A 23720-nucleotide genomic window follows, 5' to 3' on the forward strand; every position below is an offset into this window, starting at 1 on the left:
GGAGTTTCCGTTTCAAAACAAAGCGGGGCGACCCGAAGGCCGCCCCGCTCCTTGATTCACTTACCACGGAGCACCGGAGTGCATCGCGGTCGCCAGCTGCACAGGCCCATCGTTGGGCCGCGCACTCAGCCCAGCAGGTGCGCCACGCCGGCGCGCTCTTCCTCGAGTTCGGCCAGCGTCTTGTCCATCGCCGCGCGGCTGAACTCGTCGACCGGCAGGCCTTCGATGCGGGTGTACTCGCCGTTGGCGCAGGTCACCGGCACGCCGTAGATCACGCCTTCCGGGATGCCGTAGCTGCCGTCGGACGGCACGCCCATGGTGGCCCACTTGCCGTTGGTGCCCAGCACCCAGTCACGGATGTGGTCGATGGCGGCATTGGCAGCCGAGGCGGCCGAGGACAGGCCACGCGCCTCGATGATCGCCGCGCCGCGCTTGCCCACCTGCGGAATGAAGGTGTTGGCGTTCCAGTCGGCGTCGTTGATCTTGTCCTTCAGCGACTCACCGTTGACGGTGGCGAAGCGGTAGTCCGGGTACATGGTCGGGCTGTGGTTGCCCCACACCACCAGCTTCTCGATGTCGGCCACGGCCACGCCGGCCTTGTTGGCCAGCTGCGACAGCGCACGGTTGTGGTCCAGGCGCAGCATCGCGGTGAAATTCTTGGCCGGCAGGTCCGGCGCCGACTTCATGGCGATGTAGGCGTTGGTGTTGGCCGGGTTGCCGACCACCAGCACCTTCACGTTGCGGCTGGCGACCTTGTTCAGCGCGGCGCCCTGCGCGGTGAAGATCTTGGCGTTCTCCAGCAGCAGGTCCTTGCGCTCCATGCCCGGGCCACGCGGACGCGCGCCGACCAGCAGTGCGATGTCGGCGTCCTTGAACGCCACTTCCGCATCATCGGTGCCGACCATGCCGGCCAGCAGCGGGAACGCACAGTCTTCCAGCTCCATCATCACGCCCTTCAGCGCGGCCTGGGCCTTCTCCATCGGCAGCTCGAGCATCTGCAGGATGACGGGCTGGTCCTTGCCCAGCATCTCGCCGGAAGCGATGCGGAACAGCAGCGAGTAGCCGATCTGGCCGGCAGCACCGGTAACGGCAACGCGGACGGGGGTCTTCATGGAAGTTTCCTTGCGTAACAGGTTGGAGTGGGGACGGCCAGCGCGTCAGAACACGCGATAGCCCAAGGGGGCAAGTTTTTCTTTGAGTTCGGCGGTGTTGTAGCCGTACACCACCTGCTGGCCGATGACGGTGGTGGGCACGCCGCGCGCGCCCAGCGCCTGCATGGCGCGGTCGCCTTCCGGCGTATCCACATCCAGAATCCGATAGCGCACGTTGGCCATCTCGAATTCCTTCTGCTGCTTGCGGCAGTAACCGCACCACTCGGCCGCCATCATCACGATGCGGTCATCACCGGTGACCACACGCGGATCGTCCGGGTGCAGGGTGGGCTCGGGATCGCCGCGGAAATGCATCCATCCGCCAATCGCCGCCAACCCCACCAGCACCCAGACCATGCGCATGAGCAACGCTCCTTGTCAGACGAGTTCCGCGAAGAACTCCTGGAACCGCTGCAGGCCGGGGGCGAGCTGCGGCGTCGGGCAGGTGTAGCTGATGCGCAGCGCGCGCGGCTCACCGAACGCCGAACCCGGCACGCAGGCCACGCCCTTGGCTTCCAGCAGAGCGTTGCAAAAGTCGACGTCGTTGCCGATCTTCGTGCCGCTCGGGCCGTGGGTCTTGCCGAATGCGCAGCTGATGTCCGGGAACACGTAGAACGCGCCCTGCGGACGCGGGCACACCAGGCCCGGGATGGCATTCATCACGGCCATGACCTGGTCGCGCTTGCCCTGGAACTCCGCGCACTTCTGCGTCGGCACGTCCTGCGGGCCGGTCAGCGCCGCGATGCCGGCGGCGTTGACCACTTCCGGCACGTTGGTGATGTGGTTGGAGTTGAGCGTGACCAGCGCCTTGGCCACCGACTCCGGGCCCACCATGAAGCCAAGGCGCCAGCCCGGCATGCCGTAGGTCTTGGACAGCGAGTCGAGGAAGATCACGCGGTCGCGCAACTCCGGGCGGGCGAGCACGAAGTTGTAGTACTCCAGCCCGTCGAACAGCATGCGGTTGTAGATGTCGTCGGCGATGATCCAGGTGTCCGGATACTTCACCAGCACGTCGGCCAGCGCAACGATCTCGTCCTTGGTGTACACCATGCCCGTCGGGTTGGACGGGTTGTTGAACAGGAACACCTTCGGCTTCTTCGCCAGCGCCTCGTCGAGCTGCTGCGGGGTCAGCTTGTAGTTCTGGCTGGCCGGACACGGCAGCAGCTGGACCTTCGCGTTGACGATCTCGGCGATGTCCATGTAGCTGGTCCAGTACGGCGCCGGGAAGGCGATCGTGTCGCCCTCGTCCAGCAGCGCCTCGGCCAGGTTGTAGATCACGTGTTTGGCACCGATGCCGGTCGCGCAGTTGGCGCGCGTGTAGCCGGTCAGGCCGATCTGCTCGATGTGCTTGAGGAAGGCGTCCAGCAGCGCGTCGGGGCCGCGGTTGCTACCGTACTGGCCGCTGTCCTTCTCCACCGCCTGGCGCGCGGCTTCGTACACGTGCGGGCCCGGCAGGAAGTTCGGCACGCCGATGGAGAAGCTGATGATGTCGCGGCCTTCGGCCTTCAGGCGCTTGGCCTTTTCGGCAACGGCCATGATGGCGCTGGGCTTGGCACGTCCAATGCGCGCGGCGAGCTGGGGCATCGCGAGAAACCTCGTGGGAAGCGTGTGGGGAGGGCGGAAAGCCCGGTACAGAGCCCTGAAATGGTACCACGGGGCCCCCGCCCGGACCGGGCCGACGATGGTCTCACCCGGCACCGTTTGCCGCTGCAACGGCTGGTCTTATCGGCCACCGCGCCTCGCCCCGGTTTGGTGAGGTGCCGCCGTGGCCGACACTTCCCGGTGACTCTTGAGGGTCTGCCTCCGCATCCACCGTCTGCTGCTGCCCACGCCCCCCGGGTCTCTGCCGTGGATGACACGCGCCCTCCGGCAGCCCGGCGCGACCCGCAACCTCCGCCCTGCCCGTGTGGGCCCGGCGAATTGGCGCCCCCCGCGGCGCCCTCAGCAAAACGCCCACCCGGCAACCCGGGTGGGCGTTCGCGCAGATCAACGCTGTTCTGAAACTCAGGCGCGCGCGTTCGCGTCCAGCGTCTTGTTCCACTCGGCCACGCGATCGGCCTTGGCGGCAATCGCGGCGGCGGCATCGCCTTCGATCTTCACCGAGTTGATCTTGTCGCCCTGCTTCACACTGTCCACCACGTTCTGGCCTTCGATCACCTTGCCGAACACGGTGTGCTTGCCGTCCAGCCACGGGCACGCCACGTGGGTGATGAAGAACTGGCTGCCGTTGGTCGACGGGCCGGCATTGGCCATCGACAACACGCCGCGCTCATGGCTCAGGCCATTGCGGGTCTCGTCCTCAAAACGGTAGCCCGGGCCGCCGGTGCCACGGCCTTCCGGGCAACCGCCCTGGATCATGAAGTCGGCGATGACGCGGTGGAAGTTCAGGCCGTCGTAGAAGCCGCGCTGGGCCAGGTTGACGAAGTTGGCCACGGTCAGCGGCGCCTTGTCGGCCGCCAGTTCAATGCGGATCGGGCCGCGCTCGGTGTCAAAGTGGGCAATCAGGCTCATGGCCGTCTCCTATGGGGAATGGGGTGCATCAGGCCGGGCTCCGTCCGCCCCGGCATTCGGGTCGGGCCGGCGGCCCATCCCGCCGGAGATGGCGACGACCGGGTCGGTACACAAGGGGTAGCGGCCGTTCAGCCAGCGCCCCCCGGCCAAGCCCCCGCTTCCGGTATACTGGCCCGCTTCCTTCCAGAAACTGGCGCCACTGACCGTGGTGCCCTTCGCCGATGTCCATCGAACGCCTGCGCAATATCGCCATCGTCGCCCACGTCGACCATGGCAAGACCACCCTCGTCGACCAGCTGCTGAAGCAGTCCGGCACCTTCGACGAGCGTACCCAGCTCGCCGAGCGCGTGATGGACAGCAACGACATCGAAAAGGAACGTGGCATCACGATCCTGTCGAAGAACACCGCCATCCGCTGGACCAACCCCAAGACGGGCGAGGACTGGCGCATCAACATCGTCGACACCCCGGGCCACGCCGACTTCGGCGGTGAGGTCGAGCGCGTGCTGTCGATGGTCGACTCGGTGCTGATCCTGGTCGACGCGATGGACGGCCCGATGCCGCAGACGCGCTTCGTCACCCAGAAGGCCTTCGCGATGGGCTTCAAGCCGATCGTGGTGGTCAACAAGGTCGACCGCCCGGGCGCACGCGCCAGCTGGGTTCTGGACCAGACTTTCGACCTGTTCGACCGCCTCGGCGCCACCGACGACCAGCTCGACTTCACCACCGTCTACGCCTCGGGCCTGCAGGGCTACGCCGGCATGACCGAAGACGTGCGCGAAGGCGACATGACCCCGCTGTTCGAGGCCATCTGCGAGCACGTGCCCGCGCCGCCGGTCGATCCGGACGGCCCCTTCCAGATGCGCGTGACCTCGCTGGACTACAACAACTACGTCGGCATTATTGGTGTTGGCCGCATCCAGCGCGGCAAGATCAAGCCCAACCAGACCGTCACCGTGATCGACCGTCAGGGCAAGACCCGCAACGGCAAGGTGCTGCAGGTGCTGGGCTTCATGGGCCTGGAGCGCCTTGAAGTGGCCGAGGCCCAGGCCGGCGACATCATTGCGTTCAGCGGCATCGAGGGCATCGGCATCTCCGACACCCTGTGCGACCCGTCGGCGGTGGAGCAACTGCCGGTGCTGGCCGTGGACGAGCCGACCATCTCGATGACCTTCCAGGTCAACGACTCGCCGTTCGCCGGCGTGAAGGACCGCAGCGGCGGCAAGTTCCTGACCTCGCGCCAGCTGCGTGATCGCCTCACCCGCGAAACCGCGCATAACGTGGCGCTGAAGGTCGAAGACACTGCCGACGCCGACAAGTTCAAGGTCTCCGGCCGCGGCGAGCTGCACCTGTCGATCCTGATCGAGAACATGCGCCGCGAAGGCTACGAGCTGGCCGTGTCGCGCCCCGAGGTCATCATCAAGGAAATCGACGGCGTGATGCAGGAGCCGTACGAGTCGCTGGTGGTGGACATGGACGAGCAGTTCCAGGGTGGCGTCATGGGCCGCCTGGGCGAGCGCAAGGCGCTGCTGCAGAACATGGAGCCCGATGGCAAGGGCCGCGTGCGCCTGGACTACATCATCCCGGCGCGTGGCCTGATCGGCTTCCAGACCGAGTTCCGCACCCTGACCGCGGGCACCGGCCTGCTGTTCCACGTGTTCGACCACTACGGCCCGAAGATGGAGGGCACCATCGGCCAGCGCCAGAACGGCGTGCTGATCTCCAACGGCACCGGTCCGTCGCCGGCCTACGCGCAGATCGCCATGCAGGAGCGCGGCCGCCTGTTCATCGAGCCGGGCGAGGAGATCTACGAAGGCCAGATCGTCGGCGTCAACGCCAAGGACAACGACCTGACCGTCAATGCCCTGCGCGGCAAGCAGCTGACCAACTTCCGCGCCTCCGGCACCGACAAGGACGAAGGCCTGATCCCGCCGATCAAGCTGTCGCTGGAGCAGGCGCTGGAGTTCATCGACGACGACGAACTGGTCGAAGTCACGCCCAAGCAGATCCGCCTGCGCAAGAAATTCCGCACCGAGAACGATCGCAAGCGCGCATCGCGCGCCGCCTGAACACGGCGGCACACGGCACGGCGATGGGGGCGCAGCCTCACTACAACCCGGATCCGCATGCGCATCCGGGGCTGCATGCCATCGCCGTGTTCGAGGCGGCCAAGGGGCTCGTTGCCCTTCTGGCCGCCGCCGGCCTCGCGTGGGTCGGCCCTGCCGCCCTGCAGCACGCGCTGGACGGTCTGGCGGCGCAATTGCACCTGAACCCTTCGCACGGTCCGGTCGCCTCGCTGCTACGGGGCATCAACCCTGAATCCATTGTCGTCGCCATCACCATCACCCTCGCCTATGCGCTGATGCGCTTCATCGAGGCGTGGGGCCTGTGGCGCGCCCGGGCCTGGGGGTCCTGGATGGGTTGCATCGGGGCAGCCGTGTACCTGCCCTTCGAGCTCTATGCGCTCATCACGCATCCGGGCTGGCTGGAGGCCTCCGTCCTCGCCATCAACCTGCTTGTGGTCTGGATCCTGGCCCGCGACCTGGTCAAGCGCCGCCAATAGTCGGTCGGGCCACACTACCCGCCCGCTCGCCCGCACGGCCCGTCGGCACTGCCCACATGGCCTCTTCGCCCGGCGCACGGCGATCAGCACTCGGCTCTCGGCTCTTGGGGACCGAACTTAGACCGGCCCCCAGGGTGCACGCCACCCCCAACTGACATTCGGTGTAACCATCCCATCCTGTGGTTGACCGGGGTCCCAGTCTGCGCACGCGCCCCGTCCCCCCGCATTCAGCCGCGCTATGCTCGGCCCGCTCTCTGCGAAAGGGGAAATCGCAATGCGACTGCTTGTCCTGGCTGCACTGGTCGCGGCCACGGCGGGGTGCGACCGCGCGTCCGTGCCACACCTGTCCTCCGAAGCCACGCGCAAGTCCGATGCACCCGCGTCGGCGACCAGCGCTCTCGCGTTTGACGAAGCGGACATCGCCAGCCTCCAAGCGCGCATGGCGCGGGGCGAATTGAACAGCCGCGCCCTCACCCAGGCTTACCTCGAGCGCATCAGCGCGATCGACGACGCCGGCCCCACGCTCAACGCCGTCCTCGAGCTCAATCCACTCGCGCTGCAAGAAGCCGAAGCCCGCGACGCCGAGCGACGCGCCGGCCGTGTCCGTGGCCCCCTGCACGGCATCCCGGTGCTGCTCAAGGACAACATCGACGCCACGCCGATGGCCAACTCGGCGGGCACGTTGGTGCTCGCCAACCACCGGCCCAAGGCGGATGCCTTCCTCGTGCGTCGCCTGCGCGATGCCGGCGCGGTCGTGCTGGGTAAGACCAACCTGAGCGAATGGGCCAACTTCCGCTCCACCCATTCCACATCCGGTTGGAGCAGCCGGGGCGGCCTTACCCGCAATCCCTACGTGCTCGATCGCAATGCATGCGGCTCCAGTTCCGGCACCGGCGCGGCCATTGCCGCCAACCTCGCCGTGGTCGGCGTCGGCACGGAAACGGACGGCAGCATCATCTGCCCGTCCGCCGTGAACGGGCTGGTCGGCATCAAGCCAACCGTGGGACTGGTCAGCCGCAGCGGCATCATCCCCATCTCCCGGACGCAGGACACCGCCGGCCCGATGGCGCGTAGCGTGGCGGATGCGGCCGCGTTGTTGTCGGTGATGGTCGGCCGAGACGAGCGCGACCCCATTACCGCCGACAGCGCCGGCCGTGCCGTGTTCGACTATGAAGCGCGGCTGCGGCCCGATGCCCTGCGCGGGGCCCGCCTGGGCGTGGTCCGCCAGGCGATGGGCTACCACGTCCCCACCGATGCGACGATGGAGCGGGCCATCAGCGCCATGCGCAAAGCCGGTGCGGTCGTCGTTGACGTCACCGTGCCCACCTGGGGCCAATGGCGTGACGCCGAATTCCAGGTCCTGCTGTACGAGTTCAAGGCAGGCGTCGAGTACTACCTCGCCAACAGCGGTGCGCCGGTGGGCGCGCTCGCGCAGATCATTGAATACAACCAGCGCCACCGGCAGGCGACCATGCCCCATTTCGGGCAGGAACTGCTGGAACAGGCCCAGGCGAAGGGCTCGCTCGGTGAGCCCGCCTATCAAACCGCGCGGTCGGACGCGCGGCGTCTGGCGCGCACCGAAGGCCTGGAGGCCACCCTGTCGGCCCATGCCCTGGATGCGCTCATCGCACCCGCCACATCGTCCGCGTGGCGCACCGACCTGGCCCACGGTGACCACTTCCTGGGCGCCGGCTATGGGCTGGCGGCCGTCGCCGGCACTCCCAGCGTCACCGTGCCCATGGGGGAAGTGAAGGGCCTGCCGGTTGGCGTGGTCTTCATGGGACCGGCGTGGAGCGAGCCACGCCTGCTCGGCCTGGCCTACAGCTTTGAACAGGCGACCAAGGCCCGCAAGGCGCCACGCTTCGTAGCGAGCATCGGTGCGGATCCCGCGCCGCCTCCCGCAGCCCCCATTTCGACGGACCCCATCGCGACGGCGGCCGCCTCGCAGGCCGCCAATGTCCCCAGCGATCCGGCCGCCACTTCCGCACCGGCGGGTGCGGCAGCGCCCGCAGCCAGCGCGTCCACGCCCGCTCGCTCGCGCCCTCGCCCCACCACCCTGCCCGGCGGGTCGGTCGACCAGCCGTGACCCTCGAGCGCCATCCCAACAGAAAGGCCGCGGAGTAATCCGCGGCCTTCTTTGTTCCCATCCCGTCCGCGTCGTGCGGAGCGATCACACCGGCGCGGAGATCTGCTCCTGCTTGCGCACGATCAGCATCGCCACTTCCAGGGCCTGCTCGTAGTTCAGGCGCGGGTCGACCGTGGAGTGGTATGCCCGCTCCAGGTCGCTCTCGGTCAATTCACGTGCACCGCCGAGGCATTCCGTCACGTCCTCGCCCGTCAGTTCCAGGTGCACGCCGCCCAGACGCGTGCCCGCCGCCGCGTGCAGGTCCAGGGATTGCTCCAACTCGCTGCGGATATTGCGGAAGCGACGCGTCTTGTAACCGTTGGTGGTGCTCTCCGTGTTGCCATGCATCGGGTCGCACACCCACAGCACCCGCCGGCCATCGCGGCGCATCCCCTCCAGCAGCGGCGGCAACTTCTCCGCGATCTGCGCCGCACCCATGCGGTGAATGAACGTCAGGCGGCCCGGCTCGTCCTCGGGATTCAGCACATCGATCACCCGCAACAACTGGTCCGGCGTCACCGACGGTCCGACCTTGATCGCGATCGGGTTGCGAATACCGCGGAAGTACTCCACGTGCGCGCCATCGACCGCCGCCGTGCGCATTCCAATCCAGGGGAAGTGCGTGCTGAGGTTGAACCAGCCCCAGTGGCGCGGCACCTGCCGCGTCTGCGACTCCTCGTACGGCAGCAGCAACGCCTCGTGCGACGTGTAGAAGTCGACGCGGTTGAGGTTGTGCACCTGCGAACCGGACAGCGTTTCCATGAAGCGGACCGCATCGCCGATGCCGTTCACCATCCGCCGGTACTCGTCGGCCAGCGGCGAGTGCCCCACCCAGCTGAGGTTCCAGTATTCGGGGTGGTGCAGGTCCGCGAAACCGCCATCGATCAGCGAACGCACGAAGTTCATCGTCATCGCCGAGCGCGCATGGCCCTTGATCATCCGGCGCGGATCGGGGATGCGTGCGCCGGCGGTGAACTCCGGCGCGTTGACCAGGTCACCGCGGTAGCTCGGCAGGGTGACCCCGTCCACGGTCTCGGTATCGGACGAACGCGGCTTGGCGTACTGGCCGGCGAAGCGACCCACGCGCACCACCGGCTTGCGCAGCCCGTGCACCAGCACCAGGCTCATCTGCAGCAGCACCTTCAGCCGATTGGAGATGACCTCCGACGAGCACGACGCAAACGTCTCGGCGCAGTCGCCACCCTGCAGCAGGAAGCGCTTGCCTTCCTGCGCGTCGGCGATCTGCTGCTTGAGCGCCAGGATTTCCCAGGACGTCACCAGCGGCGGCAGGGTCCGCAGCTCCACCAGTGCTGCCTCCAGCGCGTCCCCGTCCGGATACTGCGGCAGTTGCAGCGCCGGGTAGGCGCGCCAGGACGACGGCGTCCATTCGCTGGGCAGGTTGACGGGTTGCAGGGGACGACCGGGATTGGACATGGCATTCACGACGGGTTGTTGCGGAGCAGCAACCCATCATCCGCCGCGCCCCAGCGTGCTGCAACCGTTACGTCAGCAACGGGTAACCCGCTTCAGCCGCGACGGAACGCCGCGTACAGCGCCCAAACGCCCAGCAGCACGAACCAGATCAGGCTCCACCACGGCATCGACAGGCCGAGGAACGTCCAGTCGATGTCGCCGCAATTGCCCGTGGCCGTCATTACCTTGCGGATGACGTCCGTCGTCGACATCGTCTCGCGCATGAACGACAGCGGCACGCCACAGCTTGCCGTCGGCGACGGGAACATCTGGATCCAGACGTGACGACCCGCGATCGCGATGCCGGCCAGCGCTGCCAGTCCCGCCAGCGCGCCGTACACGCGCCGGCCCGCGCCACGCGCCCCATGGAGCCCCCCGACGAGGAAGACGATCCCCAGGCCGAAGAAGGCGACGCGCTGGAAAATGCAGAGATTGCAGGGCTCCAGGCCATCGTGGAGCTGCGTGTAGATGGCGTACGCGAGCAAGCCCGCGCAAGCAAGGAACCCGAGCAGGAATTGAGTGCGGAACGAGCCGCGCAACAGGGCATTCATCATGGCTAGAGCTTAATCGCTGGCATGGGGGAAGCGAAGCACTCGCTTCGCCGCGCAACAGTTCCGGTAGGCACCCGTTCGCATGTCTACTCGACCCCGAACGTGCCCAAAAGTTCACACGCGAAGAACCGCCATCAAAAACGCGAAAGCCCCGGCTTGCCGGGGCTTCGCCTGGTCGGAGCGCATGCGCTCCCGACCCGTGTCCAGCGCGGGAATTACTCCGCAGCGGCCGGACGGTCCAGCAGCTCGACGTACGCCATCGGCGCGTTGTCGCCGGCGCGGAAGCCGCACTTCAGGATGCGGGTGTAGCCACCGTTGCGGGCGGCGTAGCGCGGACCCAGCGTGGTGAACAGGGTGCCCACGGCTTCCTTGTCGCGCAGGCGCGAGAAAGCGAGGCGGCGGTTGGCAACGCCATCAACCTTGGCCAGGGTGATCAGCGGCTCGGCAACGCGGCGCAGTTCCTTGGCCTTCGGCAGGGTGGTGCGGATCAGGCCGTGCTTGATCAGCGAGGCGGCCATGTTGGTGAACATCGCATCGCGGTGGGCGCTGGTGCGGTTGAACTTTCGGCCGGACTTCTGGTGGCGCATGGGTAGGTTTCCTTAATGAGAATGTTGAGGCTGTTGAACTTCGCTGTCGCCATCCCGGCGTTGCCACTTGGACTGCGGTTGGTCCGTGCCGGCCCTCCCTGACCGGTCATGCCGCGGGCCTTCAGGCCCGTCGACGGGGTGCTGCGGTACTGCAATGAACCCCCGCCCGATGGGCGGGGGTCCACGTTACTGCCGAACTCAGCCCATCATGCCGTGCGAGGCAATGCCCGCCGGCGGCCAGTTCTCAAGCTTCATGCCGAGCGAAAGACCGCGCTGAGCGAGGACTTCCTTGATCTCGGTGAGCGACTTCTTGCCCAGGTTCGGGGTCTTGAGCAGCTCGACCTCGGTCTTCTGGATCAGATCGCCGACGTAGTAGATGCTCTCGGCCTTCAGGCAGTTGGCCGAACGGACGGTCAACTCGAGGTCATCGATCGGACGCAACAGGATCGGGTCAACGCCGGTCGGCTGCTGCTTCTGGGTGCCCGGACCGCGCTGGGTGAAGTCACCAAAGACCGACAACTGGTCGGTGATGATCTCGGCGGCGGTGCGGATCGCTTCCTCGGCGTCGATCGTGCCGTTGGTCTCGATGTCCAGCACCAGCTTGTCCAGGTCGGTGCGCTGCTCCACGCGGGCCGCTTCCACGGCATACGCGACGCGGCGGACCGGCGAGAAGCTCGCGTCCAGCATCAGACGACCCAGGGCGCGGGTCTCCTCGTCCGGGCGACGACGGGCGGCGGCCGGCTGGTAACCGAAACCGCGCTCGATCTTCAGGCGCATGTTGAGTGCCGTGTCCTTGGTCAGGTGGCAGATCACATGTTCCGGGTTGAGGATCTCGACGTTGTGGTCGGTCTTGATGTCACCGGCGGTGACGACGCCCGGGCCCTGCTTGGACAGGGACAGGGTCGACGAATCGCCCGTGTGCATGCGGATGGCGACGTCCTTGAGGTTCAGCAGAACCTCCAGCACGTCCTCTTCCAGGCCTTCCACGGTGGTGTACTCGTGCAGCACGCCGTCGATCTCGACTTCGGTGATCGCGAAGCCGGGGATGGACGACAGCAGCACGCGACGCAGCGCATTGCCGAGGGTGTGGCCGTAGCCACGCTCCAGCGGTTCGATCACGACCTTCGCACGGTTGCCCGTGAGGCGCTCGATCTGGGGACCGCGGGGGCGAAGTACCTGGTTTGCGGTTACCGTCATAGGGTGGTGTCTCCTGCGTTTCCCCCGGCGGGGGCCGGGGGATTCAAAGTCATTACTTCGAGTACAGCTCGACGATCAGCGCTTCGTTGATGTCGGCCGGCAGGTCAGCACGGTCCGGAACGGCCTTGAAGACGCCCGCGAACTTCTTGCTGTCCACCTCGACCCACGACGGCGACAGGTCCATCTGCTGCGCCACGGACAGGGATTCCTGCACGCGGAGCTGCTTCTGGGCACGCTCGGAGAGCGCGATCGCGTCGCCGGCCTTGACCTGGTACGACGGCAGGTTCACGGACTTGCCGTTGACCGTCACACCACGGTGCGAGACCAGCTGGCGGGCGGCCGGACGGGTCACCGCGAAGCCCATGCGGTAGACGACGTTGTCCAGACGGGTCTCGAGCAGCTGCAACAGGTTTTCACCGGTGTTGCCCTTCTTGTTCGAGGCCTTCTTGTAGTAGTTGCGGAACTGACGCTCCAGCAGACCGTAGATACGCTTGACCTTCTGCTTTTCACGCAGCTGGGTGGCGTAGTCCGACAGCTTGCCCTTGCGGGCGGTCGGACCGTGCTGGCCGGGCTTCTGCTCCAGCTTGCACTTCGAGTCGAGGGCGCGGACGGGCGACTTCAGCGAGAGGTCGGCGCCTTCGCGGCGGGAGAGCTTACACTTGGGACCAATATAACGTGCCATGTCTCTTCAGCTCCTCAGACGCGGCGCTTTTTCGGCGGACGGCAGCCGTTGTGCGGAATCGGCGTGACGTCGATGATGTTGGCGATCTTGTAGCCGACGTTGTTCAGCGAACGAACGGCGGACTCGCGACCCGGACCCGGACCCTTGATACGCACTTCGAGCGTCTTCAGGCCGTAATCGAGGGCAGCACGACCGGCCTTTTCGGCGGCAACCTGGGCCGCGAACGGGGTCGACTTGCGGGAGCCGCGGAAACCGGCGCCGCCCGAGGTCGCCCAGCTCAGTGCATTGCCCTGGCGGTCGGTGATCGTGACGATGGTGTTGTTGAAAGAAGCGTGGACGTGGGCGATGCCGTCGGTGACGACGCGCTTGATCTTCTTCTTGGTCTTGGCTGCAGCAGGCTTGGCCATGATCTATACCCCTTACTTCTTGATGGCCTTGCGCGGACCCTTACGGGTGCGAGCATTGGTCCGGGTACGCTGGCCGCGCAGCGGCAGGCCGCGACGGTGACGCAGGCCGCGGTAGCAGCCCAGGTCCATCAGGCGCTTGATGGCGATACCGACCTCACGGCGCAGGTCGCCTTCCACGACGTACTTGCCGATTTCGGCGCGCAGGCGCTCGACTTCCGGCTCGGACAGGTCACGGATCTTGGTGGTCGAAGTCACGCCTGCGGCATCGCAGACCTGCTTCGAACGGGTACGGCCAATGCCGTAAATACTCTGAAGCCCGACCCAGACATGCTTCTGGGCAGGCAAATTGACGCCAGCAATACGCGCCATAACGCGATCTCCAACTAGTTTGGCGGCCGGATGAGTCCATCCGACGGAGTGAATCGACAAGTTTATCAAGGTCTCGGGTCAATAGGAAGGCCTGCGGGGCCCGAGGGCACCGCAGGATCTCCGGCATGGGGAGTGTGCCCATGCTCCGGCGACGAGAGGGAACTGTCTGGGAGAGGCTGTCTAACCCCTCTCCCGACCCCCCGCGCTACTCTGGCGCGAGGACCGGCTCCAACTCACCCGTGCGCGAGACCGCCGCCCGGGTCGCCCTTCTTGTCGTCAATCCGCCGCTGGTGCGGAGACGCCAAACAACTTTCTCAGCCGCGCGGCAGGCCGCGCGAACCGCCCTTCAGGTTGGCCTTCTTCAGGAGGCTCTCGTACTGGTGCGACATCAGGTGCGCCTGGATCTGCGCAATGAAGTCCATCACCACGACCACTACGATCAGCAGCGACGTACCACCGAAATAGAACGAGGTGCCCATCTGGGTACGCATCACTTCCGGCAACAGGCAGACCACCACCAGGTAGATCGCACCAGCCGCCGTCAGACGGGTCAGCACGCCATCGATGTAGTCCGCCGTGGCCTTGCCCGGACGAATGCCCGGGATCAGCGCGCCCGACTTCTTCAGATTATCCGCGGTTTCCTGGGAGTTGAACACCAGCGCGGTATAGAAGAAAGCAAAGCCGGTGATCAGCGCGGCATACAGCACCATGTGCAGCGGCTCGCCCGGATTCAGCATGTTGCTGAGCTTGAGCAACCAGGCATTGGAGCTGCCCTGGGCAAACCAGGTGGCGGCCGTCGCCGGAAACATCACGATGCTCGAGGCGAAGATCGCCGGGATGACGCCCGACATGTTCAGCTTGAGCGGCAGGAACGACGACTGGTTCATGTACGCGTTGCGACCGCCTTGGCGTCGCGCGTAATTCACCGTGATCCGACGCTGGCCACGCTCGACGAACACCACCAGATAGGTGAAGACGAGGACGATGGCGACCACCAGGATCGCAATGATCGGGCTCATGTCGCCGTTGCGGATCTGCTCGAACATGCCGATCAGCGCAGCCGGCAAGCCCGCGACGATGCCCGCGAAGATGATCAGCGACACACCGTTGCCGATGCCCCGCTCCGTCACCTGCTCGCCCAGCCACATCAGGAACATCGTGCCCGCCGTCAGGGCGATCACAGCCGTGATGACGAAGCCCGGACCGGGGTTATACACCACCGGAATGCCCTGGCTGGCGCCACCGGCCTGCAGCGCCGTCGCGATGCCCCACGCCTGAAAGATGGCGAGCGGAATCGCACCGAGACGCGACCACTGGTTGATGCGCTTACGGCCCGATTCGCCTTCCTTCTGGATGGCCTTCAGGCTCGGCACGATCTGGGTCAGCAACTGGACGATGATCGACGCCGAAATGTACGGCATCACGTTCAAGGCCAGCAGGCTGAACCGCTCCAGCGCACCGCCCGAGAACATGTTGAACATGTCCACGATGGTGCCCTGCTGGGTCTCCATCAGGCGAAGCATCGCCTCCGGATTGACGCCCGGCACCGGAATGTAGCAACCGATGCGGTAGACGATCAGAGCGCCGATTACAAACAACAGACGTTGGCGGAGCTCGGTGAACTTACCGAGCCCGCCACCTACGCCGGCCATCGCGTTGCCGCTCCGCGCCATGCGTCGATTACTCCCCGACCTTGCCGCCAGCCGCTTCAATCGCGGCCTTGGCACCGGCGGTGGCCAGCAGACCCTTCAGCACGAAGGCCTTGCTCAGCTCGCCCTTCTTCACGATCTTGGCCTGCTTGGCGGTGCTCGGCACCAGCTTGGCAGCGCGCAGGGCCGCGAAGTCGATCTCGCCAGCGTCCAGCTTGTCCAGCTGGTACAGCAGCACTTCAGCGGTGTCGTTCTTCAGCTTGGAGCGGAAGCCGACCTTCGGCAGGCGCATGTACATGGGCATCTGACCGCCTTCGAAGCCGGCCTTGATCTTGCCCTTACCGGCGCGCGCGAACGAGCCCTTGTGGCCGCGGCCGGCAGTCTTGCCCAGGCCCGAACCGATACCACGACCGACGCGGGTACGCTCCTGACGGGCGCCCTCGGCGGGTTGCAGAGTGTTGAGACGCATGATGATTACTCCTCCACGCGAACGAGGTAGTGGAGCTGGTTGATCAGACCGCGAACCTGCGGGCTGTCCTTGAGCTCACGGACGCTGTTCAGCTTGCCCAGGCCCAGCGCCTTCACCGACAGACGGTGACGCGACTGGGTACCACGCAGGCCCTTGACCAGGCGCACCTTGATGGTGCCGGCAGCAGCTTCGTTCTTAGCCATTGATCAGATCCTCCACCTTCTTGCCGCGCTTGGCCGCGATCTGCGACGGCGAGTGCATGTCGGTCAGGCCCTTGATGGTGGCGCGGACCAGGTTGATCGGGTTGCGCGAACCAACGGCCTTGGCCAGCACGTTCTTAACGCCGACAGCTTCCAGCACGGCGCGCATCGCGCCACCGGCGATCACGCCGGTACCTTCCGAGGCCGGCTGCATGAACACGCGGGCTGCGCCGTGGCCGGACTTGACCGCGTGCCACAGGGTGCCGTTATTCAGGTCGACGTTGTTCATTGCCTTGCGGGCGTATTCCATCGACTTCTGGATGGCGACCGGCACTTCGCGCGCCTTGCCATAGCCGAAGCCAACCTTGCCGTTGCCATCGCCCACCACCGTCAGCGCGGTGAAGGTGAACTGGCGACCACCCTTGACGGTCTTGCTGACGCGGTTGACCGCAATCAGCTTCTCGATCATGCCGTCGTCGATCTCTTCGCGGTTACGGTCGCGATCACGACCCCGCGGTGCACGTTCTTCTGCCATTTTCGAATTCTCTGTAGTTGAAGGATTTGCGGCTTGGCCGCTTATGGTTGTGGTTACATCGGGCGTTCCGCGCAATCGGCAATCCGGACGACGCGTCCGACGGCAAGCCCCGTCGGCGGCAATACCCTTTGAATACAGGAGGCGTGGGGACGAATCCCCACGCCTTCAAGCATCAGAACTGCAGGCCACCTTCACGGGCGGCGTCAGCCAGCACCTTGATGCGGCCGTGATAGCGGTAGCCCGAGCGGTCAAAGGCGACCTTCTCGATACCAGCCGCCTTGGCGCGCTCGGCGACCAGACGACCGACCTTGGCGGCGGCGTCTGCGTTCTTGCCGTTCTTCAGGCCTTCCTTGACGTCGGCCTGCACGGTCGAGGCCGAAGCCAGGACCTTGGAACCGTCGGCGGTGAAGACCTGGGCGTACAGGTGCTGGCCGGTGCGCAGCACCGACAGGCGCGGCACGCCGAGTTCGCGGATGTGTGCACGGGTCGACTTGGCGCGACGCAGGCGAGCGGTGTTCTTGTTCATGATCTAGTCTCCGAAAGCTGAAAGCTTCGCTGAGCGGGCCGACCGTTACCGGCCGGACCCGGACCGCATTAGGCCTTCTTGGCTTCCTTGCGGATGATGACTTCGCCGGCGTACTTGACGCCCTTGCCCTTGTACGGCTCCGGCGGACGGAATCCGCGGATCTTGGCAGCAACTTCGCCCACGCGCTGCTTGTCAGCGCCCGAGACCACGACTTCGGTCTGGGTCGGGGTGGCGATGGTGATACCTTCCGGCGCCGGGAACAGGATCGGATGCGAGAAACCCAGCGACAGGTTCAGGTCCTTGCCCTGCATGGCGGCACGGTAGCCGACGCCGACCAGCTCGAGCTTGCGCTCGAAGCCTTCGGACACGCCCTTCACCATGTTGGCGAGGATGGCACGCAGGGTGCCGGTCAGCGGGATCAACGCGGCATCTTCGGTCGAGAACACGGCGTGGCCGTCCTCAACCTTCAGCTCGATGGCGGCGGGCTTGGCGATCGCCAGGGTGCCCTTCGGGCCCTTGGCGGTGATCGAGTCGGCCTGGATGTTCAGTTCAACGCCCTTGGCCAGGGCGATCGGCTTCTTGGCAACGCGGGACATGGCTCAGTTCTCCCTTAGGCCACGAAGCACAGGACTTCACCGCCGACGCCCTGCTGGCGCGCCTGCGCATCGGTCATGATGCCCTTGGAGGTGGAAATGATGGCGACGCCCAGGCCACCGAGGACCTTCGGCAGATCGCTCTTCCCGCGGTACTGGCGCAGGCCCGAACGGGAGTAGCGCTGCAGGCGCTCGATCACCGGCTTGCCTTCGAAGTACTTCAGCACGATTTCCAGTTCGGCCTTGGCGCCGTCCTGGGTCACGCGGAAATCAGCGATGTAGCCCTCGTTCTTCAGAACGGTGGCGATCGCGGCCTTGATCTTGGACGACGGCATCTTCACCGTCTGCTTCCGAACAGCGGCCGCATTCTTGATGCGAACCAGCATGTCGGCGATGGGATCAGTCATGCTCATGGATGAGTCCTTATGAGTGCACCGATATCCGCGGTATGCGAATTCAGTTGTAACAACGAGTTCCCCGCCCGGAGGCGGGGAACTCGTAATAGTACAAGAACCGGCTGGGGTTTACCAGCTGGCCTTGCGCAGGCCCGGCACGTCGCCACGCATGGTGGCTTCGCGCAGCTTGTTGCGGCCCAGGCCGAACTTGCTGTAGACCGCACGCGGGCGACCGGTCAGGGCGCAACGGGTGGTCTGGCGGCAGGGCGAGGAGTCGCGCGGCAGCTTCTGCAGCTTGGTCGCGGCGTCCATCTTCTCTTCGTACGAAGCGGTCGGGCTGGCGATGATCTTCTTCAGCGCTTCACGCTTCTCGCCGTGCTGCTTGGCAAGCTTGGCCCGCTTGATCTCGCGGTTGACCATGGAGGTCTTGGCCATTGTGTCAGTCCTCGAGTATCAGTTGCGGAACGGGAAACGGAAGGCTTCGAGCAGCGCCTTGGCCTCGGCATCGGTCTTCGCAGTCGTGGTGATCGCGATGTCCATACCGCGGACCGCGTCGACGGCGTCGAAGTCGATTTCCGGGAAGATGATCTGCTCCTTGACGCCCATGTTGTAGTTGCCACGGCCGTCAAACGCGCGACCCGACACGCCGCGGAAGTCGCGGACGCGCGGCAGCGAGATGTTGATCAGGCGGTCGAGGAACTCGAACATCTTGGCGCGACGCAGGGTCACCTTGCAGCCGATCGGCCAACCGTCACGGATCTTGAACGACGCGACCGAGACGCGGGTCTTGGTCACGATCGGCTTCTGACCCGAGATCTTGGTCATGTCGGCGACGGCGTTTTCAAGCACCTTCTTGTTGGTCGCTGCTTCGCCCACGCCCATGTTCAGCGTGACCTTGACGAGGCGCGGCACTTCCATCGGGTTCTTGTAGCCGAACTTCTTCGTCAGCTGCGGAACCACTTCTTCCTGGTAGAACTTTTCAAGCCGGGTGGTCATTTATGCATTCCTCAGGCGTCAACCGCCTCACCGCTGGAGCGGAACACACGCAGTTTGCGTCCATCCTCCAGCACCTTGAAACCGACGCGCTCACCCTTGCCAGTGGCCGGGTTGAAGAGCATCACGTTGGAAATGTGGATCGGCGCTTCGCGCTCGACCACGCCGCCCGGCTGGCCAGCCTGCGGATTCGGCTTGGTATGGCGCTTGATGATGTTGATGTTGGACACGACGACCTTGTCGCCGGCCACGCGCACCACATCACCCTTCTTGCCCTTGTCCTTGCCGGAGATGACGACGACCTGGTCGCCCTTGCGGATACGGTTCATTTTCTATTCCTCCGCTCAGAGCACTTCAGGCGCCAGCGAGACGATCTTCATGAACTTCTCGGAACGCAGCTCGCGGGTCACAGGCCCGAAGATACGGGTACCGATCGGTTCCTGCTTGTTGTTCAGGAGCACGGCAGCGTTGCCATCGAAGCGGATCAGCGAACCGTCCGGACGGCGCACGCCCTTGCGGGTGCGCACCACGACGGCGTCGTAGACGTCGCCCTTCTTGACCTTGCCGCGCGGGATCGCGTCCTTCACGGTGACCTTGATGATGTCGCCAATCGCGGCGTAACGGCGCTTGGAACCGCCGAGCACCTTGATGCACATCACTTCCTTGGCACCCGAGTTGTCAGCGACATCGAGGTAGCTTTGCATCTGGATCATGGTTAGCTCTCCTCTTACTCGGCGGCGCGGCTGACGATCTCAACCACGCTCCAGTTCTTGGTCTTGGACATCGGCGCAATCTCCTTCACGCGCACGACATCGCCTTCCTTGCAGGCGTTGTCGGCATCATGGGCGTGGAGCTTGGTCGAGCGACGGATGTACTTGCCGTACAGCGCGTGCTTGACCTGGCGCTCCACGAGCACGGTGACGGTCTTGTCCATCTTGTTGCTGACGACCCGGCCTTCAACCGTGCGAATCGCCTTCTCTGTATTGTTGTCGGTCATTGCAAGGTCCTTACTTCTTGTCGCCCAGCAGCATGTTCACGCGAGCGATCTCGCGGCGCACGCGGCGGACGTCGTGGGTCTTGGCGAGCTGGCCGGTCGCCTTCTGCATGCGCAGGGCGAACTGCTCCTTCTGGAGGTCCAGCAGGTGGGACTTCAGCTCGTCAGCCGACTTTTCGCGCAATTGCTTGAGTTCCATTAGCGCACCGTACGGGTAACGAAAGTGGTGGTCACCGACAGCTTGGCAGCGGCCAGGCGGAACGCCTCACGTGCCACTTCCTCGCTGACGCCCTCGATCTCATAGATCATGCGACCGGGCTGGATCTGGGCCACCCAGTACTCGACGCCGCCCTTACCGGAGCCCATTCGGACTTCGATCGGCTTCTTGGTGATCGGCTTGTCGGGGAACACGCGGATCCACATCTTGCCGCCACGCTTGACGTAACGGCTGATGGAACGACGCGCGGCCTCGATCTGGCGCGCGGTCAGCTGACCGTGCGCCGTTGCCTTCAGACCGAACTCGCCGAAGCTGACAGCGTTACCGCTCCAGCTCAGGCCTTCGTTGCGGCCCTTGTGTACCTTGCGGTACTTGGTTCGCTTGGGTTGCAACATGTTGGGTTACCTCGCTTCGCGGGCCGGGCGGGCCGGACGGTCGTTGCGATCACGACGGTCACCGCGTTCGCCACGCTCAGCGCGCGGAGCGGCGTCGTCCTGCTTTTCCTGGCCAACCTGGGAGAAATCAAAGATTTCACCGCGGTAGACCCACGTCTTGATACCGATGATGCCGTAGGTCGTCTTGGCTTCAGCGAAGCCATAGTCGATGTCGGCACGCAGGGTGTGCAGCGGCACGCGGCCTTCGCGGTACCACTCCGAACGGGCGATTTCCGCACCGTTGAGGCGGCCAGCGACGTTGACCTTGATGCCCAGGGCGCCCAGGCGCATCGCGTTGCCGACAGCGCGCTTCATGGCGCGACGGAACATGATGCGGCGCTCCAGCTGCTGCGCGATCGACTCGGCGACCAGCTGCGCGTCGAGCTCCGGCTTGCGGACCTCGGTGACGTTGATGTGCGCCGGAACGCCCATCACGTCAGAGACTTCCTTGCGCAGCTTCTCGATGTCCTCGCCACGCTTGCCGATCACCACGCCCGGGCGGGCGGTGTGGATCGTGACGCGGGCGTTGTTGGCCGGACGCTCGATGAAGATCTTCGAGATGCCAGCCTGCGCCAGCTTCTTGCGCAGCATTTCGCGGACCTTCAGGTCAGCGGCCAGGAACTCGGCGTACTGCTTCTTGTTGGCAAACCACTTGGAATTCCAGTCCTTGGCGATGCCCAGGCGGATGCCAGTCGGATGTACTTTATGACCCATTGTCTGACTCCGCCTTACTTGCCCGCGCCCACGACCACAGTGATGTGGCTGGTGCGCTTGAGGATGCGGGTGCCGCGGCCCTTCGCACGCGCCATGAAGCGCTTCAGCGTCGGACCCTCGTCCACCATGATGGTCTTGACCTTGAGCTCGTCGATGTCGGCGCCCTGGTTGTTCTCGGCGTTCGCGATGGCGGACTCCACGACCTTGCGGATCATGTGGGCAGCCTTCTTGTCCGAGAACTTCAGCAGGTTGACGGCGCGTTCAGCCGACAGGCCACGGACCTGGTCGGCGACCAGGCGGGCCTTCTGCGGGGAGATGCGCGCGGTGCGCAGGATTGCTTTCGCTTCCATGGTCATCTCCTTACTTCGACTTCTTGTCGCCGCCGTGACCCTTGAAGGTACGGGTCAGGGCGAACTCGCCGAGCTTGTGGCCAACCATGTTCTCGTTGACAAGCACGGGGATGTGGTTCTTGCCGTTGTGCACGGCAATCGTGAAACCGATCATCTCGGGGAGGATCGTCGAACGACGCGACCAGGTCTTGATCGGCTTCTTGTTGTTGCCCGCGGTCTCCACCTTCTTGGCGAGGTGGTGATCGATGAACGGGCCCTTCTTGAGTGAACGTGCCATGGCCGATTAGCTCCTACGATCGCGCACGATGAACTGCTGGGTGCGCTTGTTCTTGCGGGTCTTGTAACCCTTGGTCGGCACGCCCCACGGGGTGACCGGATGCGGGTTACCCTGGCCAGCCTTGGCCTCACCACCGCCGTGCGGGTGGTCGACCGGGTTCATGGCCGCACCGCGGACGGTCGGCTTGACGCCGCGCCAGCGCTTGGCACCGGCCTTGCCCAGCTTCTCAAGGCTGTGCTCGTCGTTACCGACTTCGCCGATGGTGGCGCAGCACTCGACCGGCACCTTGCGCATTTCGCCGGAGCGAAGACGCAGGGTGGCGTAACCGTGCTCACGCGCGACCAGGTAGACGCCAGCGCCAGCGGCGCGGGCCAGCTGGGCGCCCTTGCCCGGCTTCATCTCGACGCAATGCACCGTGGTGCCGACCGGGATGTTGCTCAGCGGCAGGGTGTTGCCGGTGCGGATGGGGGCGTCACGGCCCGCGATCACCTGGTCGCCGGCCTTCAGGCCCTTCGGCGAGATGATATAGCGGCGCTCGCCGTCCACGTAGCACAGCAGCGCGATGTGCGCGGTGCGGTTCGGGTCGTACTCGACGCGCTCGACGCGAGCGGGGATACCGACCTTGTCGCGCTTGAAGTCGATGATGCGGTAGTGCTGCTTGCTGCCACCACCGATGTGACGGGTGGTGATGCGGCCGTAGTTGTTGCGGCCACCGGTCTTGTTCTGCTTTTCAAGGAGCGGCGCGTGCGGCGCACCCTTGTGCAGGTCCGGCGTCACGACGCGGACCGCGCTGCGGCGGCCGGGCGAAGTGGGCTTGAAAGTCATCAATGCCATGGGTATCTATCCTCAGGCCTTGGCCATCACGTCGATCGACTGGCCTTCGGCCAGCTTCACGTACGCCTTGCGCCAGTCGTTGCGGCGGCCTTCGCGGAACTTGAAGGACTTGGTCTTGCCCTTCACGTTGACGACGTTCACCGACTCGACCTTGACGTCGAACAGCTTTTCCACGGCGACCTTGATGTCGGCCTTGGTAGCGTCCGTCGCGACTTCGAAGACGTATTGGTTGGAAACTTCCTGAACGCGGGCGGTCTTTTCGGACACGCGCGGCGCACGGATGACGTTATAGAGCTTGGCGTCGTTCATGCCAGCCACTCCTCGATCTTCTTCACCGCGTCGGCGGTGACCACGACCGTATCCGCACCCACGAGGGAGACCGGATCCAGGCCCTGGACGTCACGCACTTGGACGTACGGCAGGTTGCGCGCCGAGAGGTACAGGTTCTCGGTGGCGTCTTCGGTGACGATCAGCGGACGCTGGCCGACTTCCAGACCCTTGAGCTTGGCAACCAGGCCCGAGGTCTTCGGAGCATCAAGCTCGAAGTTCTCGACGACCATGATGCGGCCCTGGCGGTTGAGCTCGGACAGGATCGCGGCGATCGCGGCGCGATACATCTTGCGGTTGACCTTCTGCGCGAAGCTGCGCGGCTTGGCCGCGAAGGTCACGCCGCCGCCGACGAAGATCGGAGCCGTCAGTGCGCCATGACGCGCACCGCCGCCCTTCTGCTTCTTCGACTTCTTGGTCGTGCCGTTGACTTCCGCACGGGTCTTCTGCGCCTTGGTACCGGCGCGACCGGCGTTGCGGTAGGCAACGACCACCTGGTGGACCAGGTCTTCGCTGAATTCGCGACCGAAGATCTCGTCGGAGACCGAGACGGTCTTGCTGCTGTTATTGATGGCGAGTTCCATCGTCATCGTCTCC

Annotated in this window: 33 protein-coding genes and 1 pseudogene; 3 read left to right on the forward strand and 31 right to left on the reverse strand. The window is 65.3% G+C overall.

Annotated elements, in window-relative coordinates; translation table 11 throughout:
• Window positions 1-125 precede the first annotated feature (125 nt).
• The 4 genes from ACYVBS_RS01445 to ACYVBS_RS01460 all read right to left on the reverse strand — a co-directional run bounded on the left by ACYVBS_RS01445 (window position 126) and on the right by ACYVBS_RS01460 (window position 3662).
• Window positions 126-1112: a malate dehydrogenase gene (locus tag ACYVBS_RS01445; RefSeq protein WP_460821334.1), complete on the reverse strand. Its 987-nt coding sequence runs from the start codon at window positions 1110-1112 to the stop codon at window positions 126-128.
• Window positions 1113-1157: 45 nt separating this feature from the next.
• A complete protein-coding gene (locus ACYVBS_RS01450) occupies window positions 1158-1514 on the reverse strand; it encodes a glutaredoxin family protein (protein ID WP_460821335.1) in 357 nt (118 codons plus the stop codon).
• A 15-nt stretch (window positions 1515-1529) separates the two neighbouring features.
• On the reverse strand, window positions 1530-2735 hold the full coding sequence (locus tag ACYVBS_RS01455) for a pyridoxal phosphate-dependent aminotransferase (RefSeq protein WP_460821336.1): 1206 nt from the start codon (window positions 2733-2735) through the stop codon (window positions 1530-1532).
• A 420-nt stretch (window positions 2736-3155) separates the two neighbouring features.
• Entirely contained in the window at window positions 3156-3662 is a 507-nt protein-coding gene (locus ACYVBS_RS01460; RefSeq protein ID WP_460821337.1) for a peptidylprolyl isomerase, read from the reverse strand.
• 221 nt (window positions 3663-3883) lie between these two features.
• On the opposite strand from ACYVBS_RS01460, the gene typA reads away from it, so the two are divergent.
• From typA to ACYVBS_RS01475, 3 genes and pseudogenes are all read left to right on the forward strand, one after another.
• Window positions 3884-5731: a translational GTPase TypA gene (gene typA, locus ACYVBS_RS01465; protein WP_460821338.1), complete on the forward strand. Its 1848-nt coding sequence runs from the start codon at window positions 3884-3886 to the stop codon at window positions 5729-5731.
• 23 nt (window positions 5732-5754) lie between these two features.
• The gene (locus ACYVBS_RS01470; protein WP_460821339.1) at window positions 5755-6225 is read left to right on the forward strand and encodes a DUF2127 domain-containing protein; all 471 of its coding nucleotides are present in this window, start codon (window positions 5755-5757) and stop codon (window positions 6223-6225) included.
• A gap of 274 nt (window positions 6226-6499) precedes the next feature.
• Window positions 6500-8170 (forward strand): annotated as a pseudogene (locus ACYVBS_RS01475) (amidase); the annotation flags it as partial.
• Between the two features lie 225 nt (window positions 8171-8395).
• Here the strand turns inward: ACYVBS_RS01475 and ACYVBS_RS01480 are convergent.
• The 27 genes from ACYVBS_RS01480 to rplD all read right to left on the reverse strand — a co-directional run bounded on the left by ACYVBS_RS01480 (window position 8396) and on the right by rplD (window position 23707).
• Window positions 8396-9784: a class II 3-deoxy-7-phosphoheptulonate synthase gene (locus ACYVBS_RS01480; RefSeq protein WP_460821340.1), complete on the reverse strand. Its 1389-nt coding sequence runs from the start codon at window positions 9782-9784 to the stop codon at window positions 8396-8398.
• Between the two features lie 92 nt (window positions 9785-9876).
• Window positions 9877-10374 (reverse strand): disulfide bond formation protein B, encoded by a 498-nt coding sequence (locus tag ACYVBS_RS01485; RefSeq protein WP_460821341.1) that lies wholly within the window; start codon window positions 10372-10374, stop codon window positions 9877-9879.
• Between the two features lie 215 nt (window positions 10375-10589).
• Window positions 10590-10961, reverse strand: a complete 372-nt coding sequence (rplQ, locus tag ACYVBS_RS01490) for a 50S ribosomal protein L17 (protein WP_144815896.1) — start codon at window positions 10959-10961, stop codon at window positions 10590-10592.
• A gap of 198 nt (window positions 10962-11159) precedes the next feature.
• Complete coding sequence (locus tag ACYVBS_RS01495) at window positions 11160-12158, reverse strand: DNA-directed RNA polymerase subunit alpha (protein ID WP_460821342.1); 999 nt, start codon at window positions 12156-12158, stop codon at window positions 11160-11162.
• A gap of 52 nt (window positions 12159-12210) precedes the next feature.
• Complete coding sequence (gene rpsD / locus ACYVBS_RS01500; RefSeq protein ID WP_036137819.1) at window positions 12211-12840, reverse strand: 30S ribosomal protein S4; 630 nt, start codon at window positions 12838-12840, stop codon at window positions 12211-12213.
• 14 nt (window positions 12841-12854) lie between these two features.
• Window positions 12855-13247 (reverse strand): 30S ribosomal protein S11, encoded by a 393-nt coding sequence (gene rpsK, locus ACYVBS_RS01505; RefSeq protein WP_036137822.1) that lies wholly within the window; start codon window positions 13245-13247, stop codon window positions 12855-12857.
• A 12-nt stretch (window positions 13248-13259) separates the two neighbouring features.
• Window positions 13260-13616, reverse strand: coding sequence for a 30S ribosomal protein S13 (rpsM, locus tag ACYVBS_RS01510; RefSeq protein ID WP_036137825.1), 357 nt, complete (start codon window positions 13614-13616; stop codon window positions 13260-13262).
• Window positions 13617-13930: 314 nt separating this feature from the next.
• The gene (gene secY, locus ACYVBS_RS01515; protein ID WP_460821344.1) at window positions 13931-15289 is read right to left on the reverse strand and encodes a preprotein translocase subunit SecY; all 1359 of its coding nucleotides are present in this window, start codon (window positions 15287-15289) and stop codon (window positions 13931-13933) included.
• Window positions 15290-15296: 7 nt separating this feature from the next.
• Entirely contained in the window at window positions 15297-15740 is a 444-nt protein-coding gene (gene rplO, locus ACYVBS_RS01520; protein ID WP_460821606.1) for a 50S ribosomal protein L15, read from the reverse strand.
• Window positions 15740-15937 (reverse strand): 50S ribosomal protein L30, encoded by a 198-nt coding sequence (rpmD, locus tag ACYVBS_RS01525; protein ID WP_460821346.1) that lies wholly within the window; start codon window positions 15935-15937, stop codon window positions 15740-15742. Before rpmD ends, rplO begins: the two co-directional genes overlap by 1 nt.
• Window positions 15930-16469 (reverse strand): 30S ribosomal protein S5, encoded by a 540-nt coding sequence (gene rpsE, locus ACYVBS_RS01530; RefSeq protein ID WP_052108139.1) that lies wholly within the window; start codon window positions 16467-16469, stop codon window positions 15930-15932. Before rpsE ends, rpmD begins: the two co-directional genes overlap by 8 nt.
• A 172-nt stretch (window positions 16470-16641) precedes the next feature.
• A complete protein-coding gene (gene rplR, locus ACYVBS_RS01535) occupies window positions 16642-16995 on the reverse strand; it encodes a 50S ribosomal protein L18 (RefSeq protein WP_460821348.1) in 354 nt (117 codons plus the stop codon).
• A gap of 68 nt (window positions 16996-17063) precedes the next feature.
• Window positions 17064-17591: a 50S ribosomal protein L6 gene (gene rplF, locus ACYVBS_RS01540; RefSeq protein WP_460821349.1), complete on the reverse strand. Its 528-nt coding sequence runs from the start codon at window positions 17589-17591 to the stop codon at window positions 17064-17066.
• Between the two features lie 14 nt (window positions 17592-17605).
• Window positions 17606-18001: a 30S ribosomal protein S8 gene (gene rpsH / locus ACYVBS_RS01545; protein ID WP_460821351.1), complete on the reverse strand. Its 396-nt coding sequence runs from the start codon at window positions 17999-18001 to the stop codon at window positions 17606-17608.
• Between the two features lie 111 nt (window positions 18002-18112).
• Window positions 18113-18418: a 30S ribosomal protein S14 gene (gene rpsN, locus ACYVBS_RS01550; protein WP_460821352.1), complete on the reverse strand. Its 306-nt coding sequence runs from the start codon at window positions 18416-18418 to the stop codon at window positions 18113-18115.
• 18 nt (window positions 18419-18436) lie between these two features.
• Window positions 18437-18979, reverse strand: coding sequence for a 50S ribosomal protein L5 (gene rplE, locus ACYVBS_RS01555; RefSeq protein ID WP_144815870.1), 543 nt, complete (start codon window positions 18977-18979; stop codon window positions 18437-18439).
• A gap of 11 nt (window positions 18980-18990) precedes the next feature.
• Entirely contained in the window at window positions 18991-19305 is a 315-nt protein-coding gene (gene rplX / locus ACYVBS_RS01560; protein WP_036137850.1) for a 50S ribosomal protein L24, read from the reverse strand.
• 15 nt (window positions 19306-19320) lie between these two features.
• Window positions 19321-19689 (reverse strand): 50S ribosomal protein L14, encoded by a 369-nt coding sequence (gene rplN / locus ACYVBS_RS01565; RefSeq protein WP_036137852.1) that lies wholly within the window; start codon window positions 19687-19689, stop codon window positions 19321-19323.
• A gap of 14 nt (window positions 19690-19703) precedes the next feature.
• On the reverse strand, window positions 19704-19973 hold the full coding sequence (rpsQ, locus tag ACYVBS_RS01570; RefSeq protein WP_036137854.1) for a 30S ribosomal protein S17: 270 nt from the start codon (window positions 19971-19973) through the stop codon (window positions 19704-19706).
• 10 nt (window positions 19974-19983) lie between these two features.
• Window positions 19984-20169 carry a 50S ribosomal protein L29 gene (rpmC, locus tag ACYVBS_RS01575; RefSeq protein WP_036137857.1) on the reverse strand — a complete coding sequence of 62 codons (186 nt, stop codon included), beginning with the start codon at window positions 20167-20169 and terminating at the stop codon, window positions 19984-19986.
• Window positions 20169-20582, reverse strand: coding sequence for a 50S ribosomal protein L16 (rplP, locus tag ACYVBS_RS01580; protein ID WP_460821353.1), 414 nt, complete (start codon window positions 20580-20582; stop codon window positions 20169-20171). Before rplP ends, rpmC begins: the two co-directional genes overlap by 1 nt.
• A gap of 6 nt (window positions 20583-20588) precedes the next feature.
• Window positions 20589-21335, reverse strand: a complete 747-nt coding sequence (gene rpsC, locus ACYVBS_RS01585; RefSeq protein ID WP_460821354.1) for a 30S ribosomal protein S3 — start codon at window positions 21333-21335, stop codon at window positions 20589-20591.
• 14 nt (window positions 21336-21349) lie between these two features.
• Window positions 21350-21685 carry a 50S ribosomal protein L22 gene (gene rplV, locus ACYVBS_RS01590; RefSeq protein WP_036137913.1) on the reverse strand — a complete coding sequence of 112 codons (336 nt, stop codon included), beginning with the start codon at window positions 21683-21685 and terminating at the stop codon, window positions 21350-21352.
• A 10-nt stretch (window positions 21686-21695) separates the two neighbouring features.
• Window positions 21696-21962, reverse strand: a complete 267-nt coding sequence (rpsS, locus tag ACYVBS_RS01595) for a 30S ribosomal protein S19 (RefSeq protein ID WP_144815861.1) — start codon at window positions 21960-21962, stop codon at window positions 21696-21698.
• Between the two features lie 6 nt (window positions 21963-21968).
• Window positions 21969-22796, reverse strand: a complete 828-nt coding sequence (rplB, locus tag ACYVBS_RS01600) for a 50S ribosomal protein L2 (RefSeq protein WP_036137867.1) — start codon at window positions 22794-22796, stop codon at window positions 21969-21971.
• 12 nt (window positions 22797-22808) lie between these two features.
• The gene (gene rplW / locus ACYVBS_RS01605; protein ID WP_460821355.1) at window positions 22809-23105 is read right to left on the reverse strand and encodes a 50S ribosomal protein L23; all 297 of its coding nucleotides are present in this window, start codon (window positions 23103-23105) and stop codon (window positions 22809-22811) included.
• Window positions 23102-23707 (reverse strand): 50S ribosomal protein L4, encoded by a 606-nt coding sequence (rplD, locus tag ACYVBS_RS01610; protein WP_460821356.1) that lies wholly within the window; start codon window positions 23705-23707, stop codon window positions 23102-23104. Before rplD ends, rplW begins: the two co-directional genes overlap by 4 nt.
• Window positions 23708-23720: the final 13 nt, after the last annotated feature.

This window comes from Lysobacter olei, assembly GCF_054777355.1.